We start from the raw sequence: 13,590 nt of genomic DNA on the forward strand, positions 1-13,590 counted from the left end.
TCTGCCCCGAGAAGGTTGATGTTGCACGTATTATCCAGCTATGCGAAACCCCACCGTCGCCCCGCTGGTCGGCATTCAAGCGGCGATTTACCTTCGCCAATCGCTAGACCGTGACAAGAACCTGCTCGCGATCTCGCGGCAGCGCGGTCCGTGCCTCGATCTATGCGTCGCCCGCGGCTGGCGCAATCCGGTCGAGTACGTCGACAACGACACCTCGGCCACGCGCGGCAAACGTGAAGCCTATGAGCGGATGCTGCGGGACATCGAGGCCGGGAAGATTCAGGCGATTGCGGTATGGGATCTCGACCGCCTGTACCGCCGCCCGGTCGAACTCGAGTACCTGATCGACCTCGCCGACCGGCACGGGCTGCTACTCGCCTCGGTCACCGGCGACGTGGACCTGTCCACCGACAACGGCAGGCTGTTCGCGCGGATCAAGGGAGCTGTGGCGAAAGCCGAGACGGAGAGGAAGGGCGCACGGCAGGTCGAGGCGAACGCGCAGCGGGCCCGCATGGGCAAGCGCGGGCCCGGCCGCCGCACCTTCGGCTACACCGAGGACGGCGAACCACACCCCGTCGAGGCTGCAATCGTGCGCGCCGCGTACGAGGACGTGCTCGCAGGCGTCACGCTGTGGAGCATCGCGAAGCAGTGGAACGAGGCTGGTCTCAAGACGTCGCTCGGCAACGAGTGGGTGTCGTCGGTCGTGGGCCGCCTGCTGAAGTCGCCGCAGTATGCGGGGAAACGTGAGTACCGCGGCGAGATCGTCGCGGATTCTGAGGCGCCGGCGCTCGTCGACGCGAGCACTTGGGCCGCCGTGCATGCGCACCTTTCCAGGGCTGGCCGCCGTGCCGTCGGTTCGGGTGGCCGAGGGAAGTACATGTTGACGCGCATTCCTGGCTGCGGCCGCTGCGACGACGGGACGCGATTCGGTACCGCTGTTGGGTCGAACGGCGTTTCTTACCGGTGCCGTGCGTGCTTTCTGTCCCGCAATCAGCTTGCCCTCGACGACCACATCACCGAATTGGTGGTCGGTCGCTTGTCCAAACCCGACGCCGTCGAGCTGGTGCTCGCTCGCGACCGCCCTGACCTCGACGAGATTCGCTCGCGGGTCGCCGGATACGAGAAGCGGCTCGACGCGCTCGCGGTCGAATTCGCCGATGGCGACCTCACGTCGTCTCAGCTGCGGACGGCGACGGAACGGATCAAGGCCAAGATCGCTGAGGCCGATTCGCTGCTCGTCGACGCGACCCGGCACCAGGTTTTCGCGGGCGTTGTCGGTGCCGATGATGTTGGCGCAGCATTCCTCGGCCTCGACCGTGACCGGCAGCGCGCGATCATCTCGAACCTGATGGACATCACCATCCATCCCGGCGCGAAGGGCAGGGGATTCCGCACCGAGGGAATCGAGATCGACTGGCACGAGTAGCTCGCGCCCCGATTGCCCCTTTGCCGGATGTTTACTTTCGTTTGAAACGAATCGAATGTATGTTCGGGCATAGTTCGGTTGTCGAGGCGGTTGCCGGTTCGGGGCGGCAAGTGCAGCGCCAACTCTCCTGCGTAGCGAGGTGGAACGATGACTGTCGAGGTGCCCGTCGATATCACAAGCCCGGAGCGACTGCTGGCCGTGCTTCTAACGCGGGACCTCACGACACTTCTACCGCTACTTGGGGCGGGTGCTGAACGCCGCCTGATTGCTGGAAATCTGACTGTGGCCGAGTGGGTCGTCGCCGCCCTCTGGGCGGGTGTCGACCCTACTCGGATTTGGCTTGATTGCTGAATGCAGTCCCCTTGAGTGCCATGGTCATGAACCCGTGAAGCGTTAGGCCGTAGACGCCGGCGAGGGCGGCGAGCTGCTGTACGTCGGCGGATCGACTACCGCCCTCGAGTCGCTGAATTGTCACGGGTGACAACCCGCTCAGTGCTGCGACCTCGGCGCGCGTCATCCTGCGCTTGTCTCGCTGGTGTCTTAGCTGGGCACCGACGACGGCATCGATGTCCGTCAGACTGGTGCTTTCGTCTGCGTGCATGAGGTCCATTCTTGGTCCTTTTGGACCAAACGTCAAACATGTCCGCGCTGACCAGGTGCAGCAATACTCGCGCAAGCTATCGGCTTGACATTGATCCAAACGGATCTATAGGTTAATCCGTATGGATCAAACCGACAGTTTGGTTGCCCGGAACATTCTTAGCGGGATGGCGTCGGCCTCGGTCGATCTCGACCAGCTCGCGGCGGCGGCCGGCATCACCAAGCCCGTACTCCTCAAGCGCCTTACGCAAGGTCACTTCAAGATTCGTGAACTCGCGGCCATCGCACCGGTTCTCAGCTGCTCGGTAACCGATCTCACACGGGAACTGGCCGCGTGAACAGCGCCGCCTATGAGGCCCGCAAACGCGCATGGGTCGAGGCCCAACTTGAGCGCGCGCCGAAACTGTCGGCCGCGCAACAGCATGCGATCCGCCGGGCATTCGCTGAGCCGGTAGTCAAGACCAGCACGAGGGCTGCCGCATGATGCGGCGCACGCCCGTCCTCTCCTTCTGCGCCGCCGCCGTTGTGGCGCGTGAATCGTCCCCTGGCACCGATCAGGGGATCCCGTCGCCCGGCGCGGGCGGTCCCTTACCCGCGCCGGGTGGCCTGTCATCCCACTAACCCAGTGCGCCCACCGAGGGCAATTCGGCGGGCGCTGTCCCACTAGGAACACCAAGGAGTGTACGAGATGTCCAGTCGGAATATCCTGCGCCACCAGCGCAGCCGCAGGCGCGTGATGGGAAGCGCGCTGAACTTCCCGACCGCCGCCCCGGCCGAGGTGGCCGCGGTGGCCGGCCTCGCCGAGCTCGCGCGGCGCCTCGACTGGGAGAAGCTCCCGGACCTGGCCGACCAGGCCCGCGCCATCGCCCGCAAGCTCGGCTACGACGTGCACGCCGTGCCGAATGGTGGTGCGCGATGAGCCTGTTCTCAAAGGTCGGGACCTGCGACCAGTTGGCCACGCGCTCTGTTGAGGGTTACAGCCCCCGCGACGGACGGGCCCACGGCAGCCTCGACGCCTACGTCTACGTGTGCGATGACCACATTCAGACCGCGGGGGATGAGTGGCTGGGCGACCTGCCCACAACGTTCGTCAACGTGACCCGCCCTCCGGACGGCACGGTGTGCGGTCGGATAGTCGATTTCCGTCGCCCGCTCGGCATGGGTGGTGCGTAATGAGCTGGGAATACAAGACATCCGAGGTCCATAAGGCGACGTTCACAATGAGCCTCGCCTTCGAGGAGTCCCTCACCCTCGAGGCGCTGCGCGCGTTCGTCGCCGCAACGAAACGCCTCAGCAGCGATCGCGTCGTCGAGATCGGATCCGCGTACCGCGCAGGGCACGAGGAGGTCGTGACCATCACGGCTCGCCACAGCACCACGGGGTGCTGGGCAGTCGATGGGCCGCAGCCTGAGTTGACCGCCGCCCAGCGTGCCGAGGCGCGTGCGTGGGACAGCGATGCGGCGGATGCCCATCTGGCGGCCGAGGGCGACGGCGAGGTGATGCCGTGAGCGTCGCAGTGGTGCCATCGGATGTGGGCACGAAGGTTGCCGCGCTGAGGTCGCTCGATGATCCCGAGTTGCAGGCCCGCGCGGTGACGGTGTTGTTGTCGCAGGCTCGCACGGGGCTGTTGGCGGCGATCGCCGCGCAGGATCTGCCGCAGATCGTGGAGTACAAGGCGAGGGCCGCCGCTATCGGTGAGATTGCCAAGCAGCTCCGGTTGGGCAAGGAGATGCAGCTCGACTCTGCGGAGTTCGTCCGTCGCGCCGAGCGTGGCATCGGAGTGGCAATTCGTGAAGGTCAGGCCAACGGGACCGTCGAGACGAAGTCCGAAGCGTCCGCACGCGGGTCCGCCGTTCGTGATGGCCTTGACGAACGCAAGGCCATCACGAAGCCGAAGCCTCTCGACTACGCGACAGCGGAGGAGCTTTCGCGGTCGGTGTATCCCATCACGGACGGCGTCTCAGATTCCCAGTTCGAGGAAGCTCTCGCCGAGGCTCGGGACGAGGGCAACCTGTCTCGCGCGAACGTCGCCCGCAAGGCCAAGGCCAAGGCGCAGCCGCCGGAGCCCGAGCCGGATCCATCTCCAGTTCCAGTTCCAGATCCGGAGCCGGAGCCGGAGCCTGGTCCGCGGCCGGCGGGTGGTCCGAAGGGTGATCCAACGGAGATGCTGGGCAACATCGACGGCATGTTGCGGGGGATCGTCGCGACGCTGGAATTCATTCGCCCGCAAGACATTCGGGTCGCTGACCGCAAGCCGCTCACCGACGGTATCTACCGGTCGCTGGCCGCCATTCGTAAGCATGTCAAGGAGATCGCCAATGGCTAACTCGCCTGCCCGTATCCAGGTCACCAGCCGGTTGCAGTGGGTGCGGCTGGACCAGATGAAGGTCAACCCGCTCGCGCAGCGCGCCCTGTCGCAGGCGTGGGTCGATGAGCTGGCCAAGGATTTCAACCCCGACCTCATGGGGTTCGTTCACGTCTCGCACCGCGACGGCTGGTACTACATCGTCGACGGTCAGCATCGTGTGCAGGCTGCGGTCTCGTGGCTCGGTTCGGCCCAGCAGGTGCAATGCCATGTGTATGAGGGGCTGACCAACGCGCAAGAGGCCGAGCTGTTTCTGGAGTTGAACCGCACGAGGCAGCAGGGGCCGATGGGCCGGTACAAGGTCGCGTTGACCGCCGGCAAGTCGGCCGAATCGGATGTGGATCGCATCGTGCGGGCTCTGGATCTGCGTATCGGCACGAACAAGGATCTCGAGGAGATCACCTGTGTCGCAACGATTCTGAATACCTACCGCAAGCACGGCCCGGGGTCGCTGTCGTTCTCGCTGCGCGTGATCCGCGACAGCTACGGATATGACGGATTCCGCAGGGAGCCGATCTCAGCGCTGGCGCTGATCAAAGACCGGTACGGCGACGGCATCGACGAGCAGCGGTTGACTGACCGGCTGACCCGCAAGGGGCTCGTCGAGTTGCGGCGGGCGGCGAAGTCGATGCGGGAGGCCACTGGCAACCCGGCCGACCAGTGCTACGCGCACACCATGGTCGCCTTCGTCAATCAGGGCAGCGGCAAGCGCATCGAGCCGTGGTGGAACTTGGGGGTCACCCGATGACCACCATGTCTGATCTGCTGCTGAACCTCGCCGCCCGCGGGCTCGTCCTGGGCGGTCTCGGGTGGGTGGTGTACGTGGGGCTCTCAATCCTGGTGCAGGACTTGCTCGCCCCGACCGCGATCGTGGTCGATTGCCCGGTGTGTGAGGGCGAGGGCGGGCCCTGCTGCTCGGGCACCGGCGAGGCCGACACCCTCGACGATGAGGGTGCGCCGTGGGACCGCGAGCCCTGGCGGGTGGTCGCGTGACGCACAAGGCATGGCACGAGGAGGCTGCTTGCGCTGGCCTGTTGACTGAAGCGTTTTACCCACCCACGCCGAGGGAGCCCAAGAGCCGAGCGACTCGACGTAAGGCGGTAACGGCCGCGTTGCGCGTGTGCCTCGCCTGCCCCGTTCGAAGGCAGTGCGCAGCTGACGCTTTGGCCAATGGTGAGCGCTACGGCATCTGGGGCGGCGTTGATCTGGGCGACCAGGTTTCCAGCAAGTCGACATTGGCCAAGCGGTACGAGCAGCTGCGGCAGGTGTCCGCATGACCCTGATCCCCGGAATCCCCGACCGCGAGTACCACGCACACCGGGCCCTCGGATCGTCGACCGTGCGGGCGTTCGATGGCGTGGCCCCGGCCGAGTGGAAGTACAAGCAGGACAACCCGAGCGAGTCGACGGCCGACCATTTCGAGGAGGGCAAGGCCGTTCACGCGCTGTCGGCTAAGCGTTCGGTCGCGGTCGCGCCTGGCGTCGTTTGCGACGTCGTCAAGGTCGAGGCCGACGACTGGCGCACCAAGCACGCCAAGGCGCAGCGCGACGACATTCGGGCCCGCGGCGGTATCGCGCTGCTGCCCGAGGCATTCGAGCGCGTGCACGCGATGGTCGACTCGCTGCACGCTCACCCGCTCGGCGTCGCCCTGCGCCAAGGTGCGCCCGAACTGTCCGGGTGGTCGGTCGACGCCGAGACCGGCCTCGAGGTCAAGGTGCGCCCGGACATCCTCTACCGGCCGCCGCGGTCAGGCCTGGCGCTGGCGCTGGACGTGAAAACGAGCACCTCGGCAAACCCGCGCCACTTCGCCGAAAGCGCCTACAAGTTCGGCTATTTCAGGCAAGACCCCTGGTACGTCGACCGCCTGTTCGAGCACGACATCGAGGCTGCGTTCGCGTTCCTCGTCGTGTCGAAAGAGCCGCCCTATCTGGCGACGGCAATCGAGTTGCGGCCCGAGGCCGTCGAGCTCGGCCGCCGCCGCAACCGCGAGACTCTCGCGGCGATCCGCCGGTGCAAAGACACCGGCACGTGGCCCGGCTACGGCGACGAAATTCACCAAATCGATTTGCCCGCATGGGCTTACAAGCAGGAGGAGTACAGGTGACCAGCAACGAAATCGCCGTGCGAGGTGCCAGGCGTTCGGCCATCGCGATGACTGCCGATCAAACCGACTGGACCCCCGAGCAGGTCGCCGCGCTGCGTCAGCTCGGCCTTGAGGACGCGCCCGAGGGCGACCTGCGCGTGTTCCACCACGTCTGCCAGACCACCGGCCTCGACCCGTTCCGCAAGCAGATTTACATGATCGGTCGCAAGACCAGGGTGAGCTATTGGGACGACCAGGCCAAGCGCAAGGTCGAGGACTGGATCATGAAATACACGATCCAGACCGGCATTGACGGATTCCGGCGCAACGGCCGCGAGGCCGCGAAACGGGAGAACTCGAAAGTCCAGACCGACGGCCCGTATTGGCAGGGGGAGGACGGCCGCGGCTGGCAAGACGTGTGGCTGTCCAACACCCCGCCGGCGGCCGCCAAGTTCACCATCTTCCGCGACGGCGAGGCGCACGTCGGCATCGCCATGTACCGCGAATACGTCCAGACCACGCCCGGCAAAGACGAGCCGAACAGCATGTGGAAGAAGATGCCTGCGAACCAAATCGCGAAATGCGCTGAGGCGCAGGCATGGCGGCGCGCATACCCCGACGATTTCTCGGGCGTGCAGCTCGAGGACGCGGTGCAGGTGATCGACCCGAACGGCTCGCCGGTCCGGGCGACCGCCGAGCGCGTCCATCACTCGGCCGCATCGATGTTCGCCGTCGAGGCCGCGGATATTCAGGACCACCCGCCCTTGCGCGACGTCGTGAACCGCGAGCAGGAGGCCGACAACGCCGCCGTGGCGGAGGCCGCGCACCGCGCGTCCGAGGCTCAGGTCACCTCAGATTCGGGCGCAAAACCGGACACTGCGCAGGTCACACCGTCGGCATCACCCGACGCCGAGTCGCCGAAGCGTTCGCGCACCACGCGCAAGGCCGACAAACCCGCCGAGCCGCCCCGCATGACAGCCGAGCAGTCCGAGGCGATCGGCGAGCACATGAAGGCCCTCCGCGTGAAGGCCGAGGCCGATCAGCTCGACCTCGCATCCCGGATTCTCGAGCGCCCGATCAAGTCCGTGAACGAGATCACCGAGGACGAGGCAGCGACCCTCGTCGACGAGCTCGCCGACGCGCGGGCCGCAGAGCAGGCCAAGGCCGAGGGCGGTGCGGAATGAGCGCCGAGCAGCACCTCACCGAAGCCGTCCGCGCCCTGCGCCAACTGTCGGCCGCCGAGGTCGGCGCTTACTCGCTGACCATCGCCGCCGAGGCCACCACTCGCGCCATGCTCGCCGTCGGGGAATACCTCGGCGCGGGCCTGCCCGACCTGGTCGACGAGCTGCGCAAGGCGAATGTCATTGCGGCCTTCAACTCGGGCGTCATCGAGGACGTCAACGAGGCCCGGCAGGCCCGCGCCGAGGTCCGCGCGGTGCTCGGCCTCACCACCACCACCACGACAGGACGGCCGGAATGAGCGCGACCACGATCACAGTCGGCACTGCCGACCTGCGCCAGGCCCTGGCCTCGGTGCGTGTGCATGCGAGCACCGACAAGGATTTTCCCGAGATCAACCGCGTCCGCCTCACGATCGGCACTGAGCACATGACGGTGTCCGCGACAGACCGGTTCACCGCGGCTCTCGCGGATGTGTCGGTCTGGGAGCACGACGGCGAGCCCGTCGAACTCGTCGAGCTCCTGCGCGATGACGTGGCCGAGCTGCTGTCGATCTTCCACGCGCCCGGCAAGGATTCCGGCGACAGCCCGCAATACCTACTGCGGTTCGAGATCGACGCCGAGCAGGTCACCGCCAAAGACTGCTCGGGGCTCAATATCGGTGTCGGCCGCGAGTATTCGTTCCCGCGCCTGGCCACCGAGGACGCACTCAACGTGGTGCCGCGGTTGATCGAGCACGCCCATTCCGGGCAGCTCGTGACGGTCGTCGACCTCGGCGACATGACGATCAGCGGTGACCACCTCTCGCGCTGGAAAGACGCCACGAAAGCCTACGGCGAGCGGCTGGCCGTCGAGACCCGTCGGGGGCTGATGAAGAGGACGCAAACGATGCTCATGCGATGCGGCGAGTCGTTCCTCGGCGCGATGGTCCCGCAATCGATGTTCGATGAGGAAAGGGACAAGGCTCGTGCGTACGCCGAGCGGTGGTCGGCACGCCTGCCCCAGATCGTCGCTGCGACACCGCCCGAACGCGTTCCGCAGGCAGACCCGGCCGACCCGGCCGTGTCCGCGAGCACGCCCGACAACCTCGGCGACGACCGCGACTTGTATGTGCGTGCGGTCGAGCTGGTCGTGCGCAGCCAGTTCGGGTCCGGGTCGATGCTGCAGCGCAAGCTGCGCATCGGATACGGCAAGGCCGGGCGACTGCTGGACCAGATGGAACAGGCCGGAATCGTCGGGCCGACCAAGGTCAGCGGCGGCCGTGACGTCCACGTGGCCGCGGATCAGGCCGACGCGCTGCTGGCCGATCTTCGCAACGTCGAGGTGAGCGCCGATGCCTGAAATCCGTAGCGCTGTAGACAAACTCAACGCCCTCGTGCTGGTGCGGTCGGTGGTCTCTGAACTGGGGTCGCTGGAACTCGGTGGGCTGTTCGACGAGTCGTTTCCGCACCTTCGCCGCAAGGTCGAGCTGCAGCTCGCAGAAGACCAGGCCATGGGCAAGGCCTTCCGAGAGATCGGGCTCGCCGATCAGACCAACGATGCCCGCCTCGGCGCGCACATTCGCGCCGCGGTCGAGTCGGCCGGCCTGACGATCCCGCTATCCAGGCGGCCATGAAGTCCTTCGAGGATTCCGAGGCGGCGGCCCGTGAAGGGTCGCCGTTCTCGCCCATGCACAACATCCAACAGGCGGTGAACTGATGGCCCGCATCCGGACTATCAAGCCGGAGTTCTGGGATTCGCCCGGCGTCGAGACGATGCACCCGTTCGCGCGGCTGCTGTTCATCGCCATGTGGAACTGGGCCGACGACTGCGGCCGCGGCAAGGCCGAAGCACGCGAACTCATGGGTTTCGCGTTCCCGCGCGACGAGGACATGACCCTCGCGGAGTTTCGGCGGTTCCTCGGCGAAGTCCGCCGAGTGTTCGGAGTGATTTTCTACAAGGTCGACGGACGGTCGTTCTACGCCATCCCCTCATGGGAGAAGCACCAGAAAATCGATAAGCGCTCGGGGGGACGTTGGCCCGAGCCTGAGGAGGGCCAGGAATACGATCCGGCCACCAATCAGCTCATCGGCGTCGAAACACACCAGGTAGATAGCGATTCGGAGGGACTCGTCGAGTCCTCGGGGGAACCCGCCGAGTCTTCGCCGAGCCCTCGGCGGATGCCGGGCGCTGGAACAGGGGAACAGGGGAACAGGGGAACAGATAAAACCCCCCGTCCCCCCGCCGAGCGCGCCACCTCACTTGCGCTCGTGCCCGCGAAAGCGGGCGGGGGAGGGGCGCAGATCGCGCAGCGCCTCAACGCGACCGCGCGCAGCGCCGAAGCGCACGAGATCGCCGTCGCGTTCTCCGAGTCGCTGTCGACGCCGCTCGAGTCCGGTGTGCTCACCAAGGTCGGCGTCGAGATCGACAAATGCCTCAAGGCCGGAATCCCACCGCCCGCCATCGCCGAGGGACTCCAGGCGTGGACCGACTCGGATTCCTGGTCGCCCACGCAGATACCGAATTTCGTCCACAAGGCCAACAGCGTCGGCAATCGCGCGAGCCGCCGCCAGCGCGGACGCAGCAAGCCGTCAGAACGCGCCCTGGACGCAATGCAGATCGCAGAAAACCTGATTTCGAAGGGAGTGACTCATGGCTGAGATCGCAGCCAGCCAGAGCGCCATGCGCGCCGCTGCTGCGGCATGGTCGCGCGCCCGCGTCTACGACGACAAGCTCGGCGACGCCGACGAGGCCCGGCTCGCCGCGTGGGCTGAAAGTGTCCAGCGCTGGGAACTCGACACCCCTGACCTCATCGAGGCTGTCATGCGCTACTACGAAGCCGAGACCGAAGGCCGCACGATCGGCATCGGCGACCTGTTGCACCATGCCCGCGAATCCCGGCGCCAGCGCGCCGAGCGCGAGAAGGCCGTCGAGGTGCGCGCCGAGGTTGTCGAGGCGAAGGCGCTGCACAGCGGCGGGTACTCCGGGCTACCGATCAACGCCACAGGGTCGCCGATCTGGGCCGCCTACGACGTGAACGGCGCGATCGACCGCGAGTGCCCGCGCTGCCACGCCGAGCCCAACGACGCATGCGTCACCGTTCACGAGACTGCGCAGAAGATCCCGTGCCTCGAGCGCCTCACTGTTCCTGAATCCGACTCGCCCCCAACCGATTCCGTGCCCGTTGCAACCCTGAAGGAGACCCGCCGTGCCTGAAAGCCCTGACTACGCCCCGAAAATCGCTGAGGCGCGCAATCTGGTCGCGGAACCGCCCACCGTAGGGCGGACTCGCGACGAATACCGCGCGTTCGAGCTGCTCGCCGAACTCGCCGAAGCGTTGGAAGTGACCCTCGCCCACAACGTCAAGCTGGAGACCGAACTGCGCGCGGAGACCGCCGCCGGAGACGACCTCGAGGAAGAGCTCGCCGCGTACTACCAGGCCCTCACCGACATCCGCGCCGCCGACCCGGCCCTGTTCGACACCAGCGAAGGCCGCGGCCGGGCGTACGAGACCTACGGCTCCGGCGGCGACGACTTGCGCGAGGCGTACGTCGCCGCGGTCGCGCCCCTCGCCGCATGGGAGAACCCGCATGCCTGACCAGATCCATCCCGACGCCCCGCGCGTCGTGCTGTACAGCAAGCCAGGCTGCGGCCAGTGCGTCGCGACCGCGAAAGCCCTTGAGAATCGCGGCATCCCGTTCGTGAAGCTGGACATCACGACCGACGAGAACGCCGCCACCCGGGTCCGTGAACTCGGCTACCAGTCCCTGCCCGTCACCGTCGCGGGCGACATGCACTGGTCAGGGTTCCAGCTCACCAAGATCGACCAGCTCGCCGTCGCCTTGAAGAACTGGACGCCGAGCGCGGTCGTCACGGAAGGAGACAGCGATGGCGCAGCCTGACCTCACAGACACCGAACGCATCCACACCTACAGCCGTAGCCGCGGCAACACCATCACCGTCGGCGACTTCCTGCGCGACAAGCGTGACCACAACACGCGCACCCTTCGCCTGGATCGCATCTACGAAACCGACTACGGCGTTGTCCGGGCTGCGTGCACGGTCGTCGGCGTGGACGGCGTGGCCATCGCCAAGACCCGCGAAACCGACCTCGCCGCAGCCAACTTGGCCGGCCCCAACTACCTGCCCACCACCGCACCGATGGAGCCGAACAATGCCTGACCGCACTATCACCACCGACACCGGAGCGACCGTGACCCTCACCGAACCGCATGGGGAGCGTGACGAAGGCACCGATTTCGAGGCGGCCATGTCCGCGCTCGGCGCGGTGTGGACGTCGCGCCGGCAGTTGCAGGAGCAGGTTGCGCAGTTCCGTCGCGCCTGCAAGACGCTGGGCGGCGTCGTCGAGCGCCAGTGCCGGGCTGCCCTGGACGCTACCGGTTTGCACGACATCATCGACGAGACCGGTGACGGTGACTGGCAGGTGGTGTGGGAACGCGTAGCCGAGCTGGGGGCAGATCTCGCCAAGGCCCACGCCCGCATCGCCGAGCTGGAGTCTTCCGGGCGCGTCTACCGTACGACGCTGACACGCCGCCGCTACATGCTCACCGAGCATGCCGCGACCATCGGGCAGCTCAAACGCGACCTGCTCGTGGCCAACGCCCGCATCGCCGAGCTGGTGCAGCAGGCCGCCCTCGTGAAGTCCCTCGCCACCGAATGGGCGACCCAGCCCAACGATTACGACGAGGACACCGAAAAGTACACCGAACAGCAGATTTTCGATGGCCGAAAGGTGCTCGCGATCCTCGACGGGCAGCCGGAGGTGGACCATGGCTGACCAAGCCCTCATCGCCGCATGCCACGCGTTCCTGTCCGCCGCCGAGGAAACGCCGGATGTCGAGATCTCCATCCGCAACGGACTGACCGCGTACGCGCAGATGCTGCGGGACGCACCGGATTTAGTGAGGGCACTCCTCGCCCGCATCGCCGACGAGGACGCCGAGCGGGTCGCCGACGAATTCGGCATCCAGAGCCTCACCGCAGAGAACGGCGTCGCCACCCTCGCCACCGTCCCCACCACCGAGCAGGCCCGGGAACTCGTGCTTGCCATGAGCCTCGCCTGCGGCCGGATGCTCGATGACGACCAGGCGCAGAACTACGTCGAGTTCGAGGTATCCCCGGCCAACCAGCGGGGCTACATCGTGCATGTCCGCCGGGCAGGAGGACCATCCCCGCATACGCTGCGCCGTGAAGCCGAGGTCCGCGCCGCGAAGGCTGAAGCCCGCAACGCCGAGCTGGAGCAGCGGGATGGATACGCCGTCCTCTGCGGCGATGTCGACTACGAGGACGTGCAGCTGGTCGGCGAGAGGGTTTTCGCCGACCTCGAATTCGCCCTCGATGCCGCTGACGGAGCGGGCGGCACTGTGTACGAGCTGCGGGAGGTGAACGACCATGCCTGACCCACTCGACCTGCTGACCGTCGACCTCGCTGACGCCATGCGCGAGCCAGGCGAGAGCGGCGACGGCGCGGACGAGCGCGAGGTCGCCGCGAGCCTTCTCGAATCAGGCTGGCGTCCACCCGCCCGCGTGATCGAGACCGCGCAGATCCCGAACGAGCCGACCGGCACTGTCCTGCGGTCCACGCACGGCGACGTCGGCTCTGTGGATCACGGAGGTGCCGGTGAATGGCCCGGTCACAACACCAAGGTTCATTTCCTCGACTTCGCCGAGCCTTGGTGGGAGTTCGTCATGCACTTGCCGCCTGGCCAGTGGGCCGTGCTGTGGCAGCCGGGGGCGAGCGACCGTGACTGACCGCCGTTCCTGGTACGAGCCATACGAGGACGCCCGCGCCCGCGCCCCCAGAGCGCACTGGCACCCGGGCGGCGTTCGATGCGGACGCTGTTACCCGCAGGCCGTCGCGCCCGAGCCGATCCAGCCTATCGCGCCGACACCGAAAGGCATTGTGGGCGCGACTCTCTCGATCCTCCGCAACATCAC

At 66.7% G+C, this 13,590-nt stretch carries 23 protein-coding genes; 22 read left to right on the plus strand and 1 reads right to left on the minus strand.

What is annotated here, in order from left to right:
- The first annotated feature begins 40 nt into the window (after positions 1 to 40).
- Complete coding sequence (locus ACWEKS_RS39865) at positions 41 to 1,426, plus strand: recombinase family protein (RefSeq protein ID WP_452344899.1); 1,386 nt, start codon at positions 41 to 43, stop codon at positions 1,424 to 1,426.
- Between the two features lie 325 nt (positions 1,427 to 1,751).
- Here the strand turns inward: ACWEKS_RS39865 and ACWEKS_RS39870 are convergent, their stop codons facing one another.
- Positions 1,752 to 2,036: a helix-turn-helix domain-containing protein gene (locus tag ACWEKS_RS39870; RefSeq protein ID WP_379404033.1), complete on the minus strand. Its 285-nt coding sequence runs from the start codon at positions 2,034 to 2,036 to the stop codon at positions 1,752 to 1,754.
- A 112-nt stretch (positions 2,037 to 2,148) separates the two neighbouring features.
- Here ACWEKS_RS39870 and ACWEKS_RS39875 point away from each other — a divergent pair, with 112 nt between their 5' ends.
- From ACWEKS_RS39875 to ACWEKS_RS39975, 21 genes are all read left to right on the plus strand, one after another.
- Positions 2,149 to 2,364 carry a helix-turn-helix domain-containing protein gene (locus ACWEKS_RS39875; protein ID WP_379404032.1) on the plus strand — a complete coding sequence of 72 codons (216 nt, stop codon included), beginning with the start codon at positions 2,149 to 2,151 and terminating at the stop codon, positions 2,362 to 2,364.
- A 350-nt stretch (positions 2,365 to 2,714) separates the two neighbouring features.
- Positions 2,715 to 2,945 carry a hypothetical protein gene (locus tag ACWEKS_RS39880; RefSeq protein WP_452344900.1) on the plus strand — a complete coding sequence of 77 codons (231 nt, stop codon included), beginning with the start codon at positions 2,715 to 2,717 and terminating at the stop codon, positions 2,943 to 2,945.
- The gene (locus tag ACWEKS_RS39885) at positions 2,942 to 3,199 is read left to right on the plus strand and encodes a hypothetical protein (RefSeq protein ID WP_452344901.1); all 258 of its coding nucleotides are present in this window, start codon (positions 2,942 to 2,944) and stop codon (positions 3,197 to 3,199) included. The genes ACWEKS_RS39880 and ACWEKS_RS39885 overlap by 4 nt, the downstream gene beginning before the upstream one ends.
- A 47-nt stretch (positions 3,200 to 3,246) precedes the next feature.
- On the plus strand, positions 3,247 to 3,534 hold the full coding sequence (locus tag ACWEKS_RS39890; protein WP_452344902.1) for a hypothetical protein: 288 nt from the start codon (positions 3,247 to 3,249) through the stop codon (positions 3,532 to 3,534).
- On the plus strand, positions 3,531 to 4,352 hold the full coding sequence (locus ACWEKS_RS39895; protein WP_452344903.1) for a hypothetical protein: 822 nt from the start codon (positions 3,531 to 3,533) through the stop codon (positions 4,350 to 4,352). The genes ACWEKS_RS39890 and ACWEKS_RS39895 overlap by 4 nt, the downstream gene beginning before the upstream one ends.
- 40 nt (positions 4,353 to 4,392) lie before the next feature.
- Positions 4,393 to 5,139 (plus strand): DUF6551 family protein, encoded by a 747-nt coding sequence (locus ACWEKS_RS39900; RefSeq protein ID WP_452344904.1) that lies wholly within the window; start codon positions 4,393 to 4,395, stop codon positions 5,137 to 5,139.
- On the plus strand, positions 5,136 to 5,384 hold the full coding sequence (locus ACWEKS_RS39905) for a hypothetical protein (protein ID WP_452344905.1): 249 nt from the start codon (positions 5,136 to 5,138) through the stop codon (positions 5,382 to 5,384). Before ACWEKS_RS39900 ends, ACWEKS_RS39905 begins: the two co-directional genes overlap by 4 nt.
- Entirely contained in the window at positions 5,381 to 5,668 is a 288-nt protein-coding gene (locus tag ACWEKS_RS39910; RefSeq protein WP_452344906.1) for a WhiB family transcriptional regulator, read from the plus strand. Before ACWEKS_RS39905 ends, ACWEKS_RS39910 begins: the two co-directional genes overlap by 4 nt.
- A complete protein-coding gene (locus ACWEKS_RS39915) occupies positions 5,665 to 6,495 on the plus strand; it encodes a PD-(D/E)XK nuclease-like domain-containing protein (RefSeq protein ID WP_452344907.1) in 831 nt (276 codons plus the stop codon). The genes ACWEKS_RS39910 and ACWEKS_RS39915 overlap by 4 nt, the downstream gene beginning before the upstream one ends.
- Positions 6,492 to 7,658, plus strand: coding sequence for a recombinase RecT (locus ACWEKS_RS39920; RefSeq protein WP_452344908.1), 1,167 nt, complete (start codon positions 6,492 to 6,494; stop codon positions 7,656 to 7,658). The genes ACWEKS_RS39915 and ACWEKS_RS39920 overlap by 4 nt, the downstream gene beginning before the upstream one ends.
- Positions 7,655 to 7,954: a hypothetical protein gene (locus tag ACWEKS_RS39925; RefSeq protein ID WP_452344909.1), complete on the plus strand. Its 300-nt coding sequence runs from the start codon at positions 7,655 to 7,657 to the stop codon at positions 7,952 to 7,954. Before ACWEKS_RS39920 ends, ACWEKS_RS39925 begins: the two co-directional genes overlap by 4 nt.
- On the plus strand, positions 7,951 to 8,994 hold the full coding sequence (locus ACWEKS_RS39930) for a DNA translocase FtsK (protein ID WP_452344910.1): 1,044 nt from the start codon (positions 7,951 to 7,953) through the stop codon (positions 8,992 to 8,994). The genes ACWEKS_RS39925 and ACWEKS_RS39930 overlap by 4 nt, the downstream gene beginning before the upstream one ends.
- The gene (locus ACWEKS_RS39935) at positions 8,987 to 9,268 is read left to right on the plus strand and encodes a hypothetical protein (protein ID WP_452344911.1); all 282 of its coding nucleotides are present in this window, start codon (positions 8,987 to 8,989) and stop codon (positions 9,266 to 9,268) included. Before ACWEKS_RS39930 ends, ACWEKS_RS39935 begins: the two co-directional genes overlap by 8 nt.
- A gap of 82 nt (positions 9,269 to 9,350) precedes the next feature.
- Positions 9,351 to 10,292: a hypothetical protein gene (locus ACWEKS_RS39940; RefSeq protein ID WP_452344912.1), complete on the plus strand. Its 942-nt coding sequence runs from the start codon at positions 9,351 to 9,353 to the stop codon at positions 10,290 to 10,292.
- Entirely contained in the window at positions 10,285 to 10,848 is a 564-nt protein-coding gene (locus ACWEKS_RS39945) for a hypothetical protein (protein ID WP_452344913.1), read from the plus strand. The genes ACWEKS_RS39940 and ACWEKS_RS39945 overlap by 8 nt, the downstream gene beginning before the upstream one ends.
- The gene (locus tag ACWEKS_RS39950; RefSeq protein ID WP_452344914.1) at positions 10,841 to 11,230 is read left to right on the plus strand and encodes a hypothetical protein; all 390 of its coding nucleotides are present in this window, start codon (positions 10,841 to 10,843) and stop codon (positions 11,228 to 11,230) included. Before ACWEKS_RS39945 ends, ACWEKS_RS39950 begins: the two co-directional genes overlap by 8 nt.
- On the plus strand, positions 11,223 to 11,534 hold the full coding sequence (locus tag ACWEKS_RS39955) for a glutaredoxin family protein (protein WP_452344915.1): 312 nt from the start codon (positions 11,223 to 11,225) through the stop codon (positions 11,532 to 11,534). The genes ACWEKS_RS39950 and ACWEKS_RS39955 overlap by 8 nt, the downstream gene beginning before the upstream one ends.
- Positions 11,521 to 11,814, plus strand: a complete 294-nt coding sequence (locus tag ACWEKS_RS39960) for a hypothetical protein (protein ID WP_452344916.1) — start codon at positions 11,521 to 11,523, stop codon at positions 11,812 to 11,814. The genes ACWEKS_RS39955 and ACWEKS_RS39960 overlap by 14 nt, the downstream gene beginning before the upstream one ends.
- Positions 11,807 to 12,430, plus strand: a complete 624-nt coding sequence (locus ACWEKS_RS39965; RefSeq protein ID WP_452344917.1) for a hypothetical protein — start codon at positions 11,807 to 11,809, stop codon at positions 12,428 to 12,430. Before ACWEKS_RS39960 ends, ACWEKS_RS39965 begins: the two co-directional genes overlap by 8 nt.
- The gene (locus tag ACWEKS_RS39970) at positions 12,423 to 13,052 is read left to right on the plus strand and encodes a hypothetical protein (protein ID WP_452344918.1); all 630 of its coding nucleotides are present in this window, start codon (positions 12,423 to 12,425) and stop codon (positions 13,050 to 13,052) included. Before ACWEKS_RS39965 ends, ACWEKS_RS39970 begins: the two co-directional genes overlap by 8 nt.
- On the plus strand, positions 13,045 to 13,404 hold the full coding sequence (locus ACWEKS_RS39975) for a hypothetical protein (protein ID WP_452344919.1): 360 nt from the start codon (positions 13,045 to 13,047) through the stop codon (positions 13,402 to 13,404). Before ACWEKS_RS39970 ends, ACWEKS_RS39975 begins: the two co-directional genes overlap by 8 nt.
- Positions 13,405 to 13,590: the final 186 nt, after the last annotated feature.

This window comes from Nocardia sp. NPDC004711 (assembly GCF_053601595.1).

What these genes read in the sequence shown, in the direction of transcription:
- ACWEKS_RS39865 (WP_452344899.1), top strand. Translation starts at nt 41, where the DNA reads ATGCGAAACCCCACCGTCGCCCCGCTGGTCGGCATTCAAGCGGCGATT.
- ACWEKS_RS39870 (WP_379404033.1), bottom strand. Translation starts at nt 2,036, where the DNA reads ATGGACCTCATGCACGCAGACGAAAGCACCAGTCTGACGGACATCGAT.
- ACWEKS_RS39875 (WP_379404032.1), top strand. Translation starts at nt 2,149, where the DNA reads ATGGATCAAACCGACAGTTTGGTTGCCCGGAACATTCTTAGCGGGATG.
- ACWEKS_RS39880 (WP_452344900.1), top strand. Translation starts at nt 2,715, where the DNA reads ATGTCCAGTCGGAATATCCTGCGCCACCAGCGCAGCCGCAGGCGCGTG.
- ACWEKS_RS39885 (WP_452344901.1), top strand. Translation starts at nt 2,942, where the DNA reads ATGAGCCTGTTCTCAAAGGTCGGGACCTGCGACCAGTTGGCCACGCGC.
- ACWEKS_RS39890 (WP_452344902.1), top strand. Translation starts at nt 3,247, where the DNA reads ATGAGCCTCGCCTTCGAGGAGTCCCTCACCCTCGAGGCGCTGCGCGCG.
- ACWEKS_RS39905 (WP_452344905.1), top strand. Translation starts at nt 5,136, where the DNA reads ATGACCACCATGTCTGATCTGCTGCTGAACCTCGCCGCCCGCGGGCTC.
- ACWEKS_RS39915 (WP_452344907.1), top strand. Translation starts at nt 5,665, where the DNA reads ATGACCCTGATCCCCGGAATCCCCGACCGCGAGTACCACGCACACCGG.
- ACWEKS_RS39925 (WP_452344909.1), top strand. Translation starts at nt 7,655, where the DNA reads ATGAGCGCCGAGCAGCACCTCACCGAAGCCGTCCGCGCCCTGCGCCAA.
- ACWEKS_RS39930 (WP_452344910.1), top strand. Translation starts at nt 7,951, where the DNA reads ATGAGCGCGACCACGATCACAGTCGGCACTGCCGACCTGCGCCAGGCC.
- ACWEKS_RS39935 (WP_452344911.1), top strand. Translation starts at nt 8,987, where the DNA reads ATGCCTGAAATCCGTAGCGCTGTAGACAAACTCAACGCCCTCGTGCTG.
- ACWEKS_RS39940 (WP_452344912.1), top strand. Translation starts at nt 9,351, where the DNA reads ATGGCCCGCATCCGGACTATCAAGCCGGAGTTCTGGGATTCGCCCGGC.
- ACWEKS_RS39945 (WP_452344913.1), top strand. Translation starts at nt 10,285, where the DNA reads ATGGCTGAGATCGCAGCCAGCCAGAGCGCCATGCGCGCCGCTGCTGCG.
- ACWEKS_RS39955 (WP_452344915.1), top strand. Translation starts at nt 11,223, where the DNA reads ATGCCTGACCAGATCCATCCCGACGCCCCGCGCGTCGTGCTGTACAGC.
- ACWEKS_RS39960 (WP_452344916.1), top strand. Translation starts at nt 11,521, where the DNA reads ATGGCGCAGCCTGACCTCACAGACACCGAACGCATCCACACCTACAGC.
- ACWEKS_RS39965 (WP_452344917.1), top strand. Translation starts at nt 11,807, where the DNA reads ATGCCTGACCGCACTATCACCACCGACACCGGAGCGACCGTGACCCTC.
- ACWEKS_RS39970 (WP_452344918.1), top strand. Translation starts at nt 12,423, where the DNA reads ATGGCTGACCAAGCCCTCATCGCCGCATGCCACGCGTTCCTGTCCGCC.
- ACWEKS_RS39975 (WP_452344919.1), top strand. Translation starts at nt 13,045, where the DNA reads ATGCCTGACCCACTCGACCTGCTGACCGTCGACCTCGCTGACGCCATG.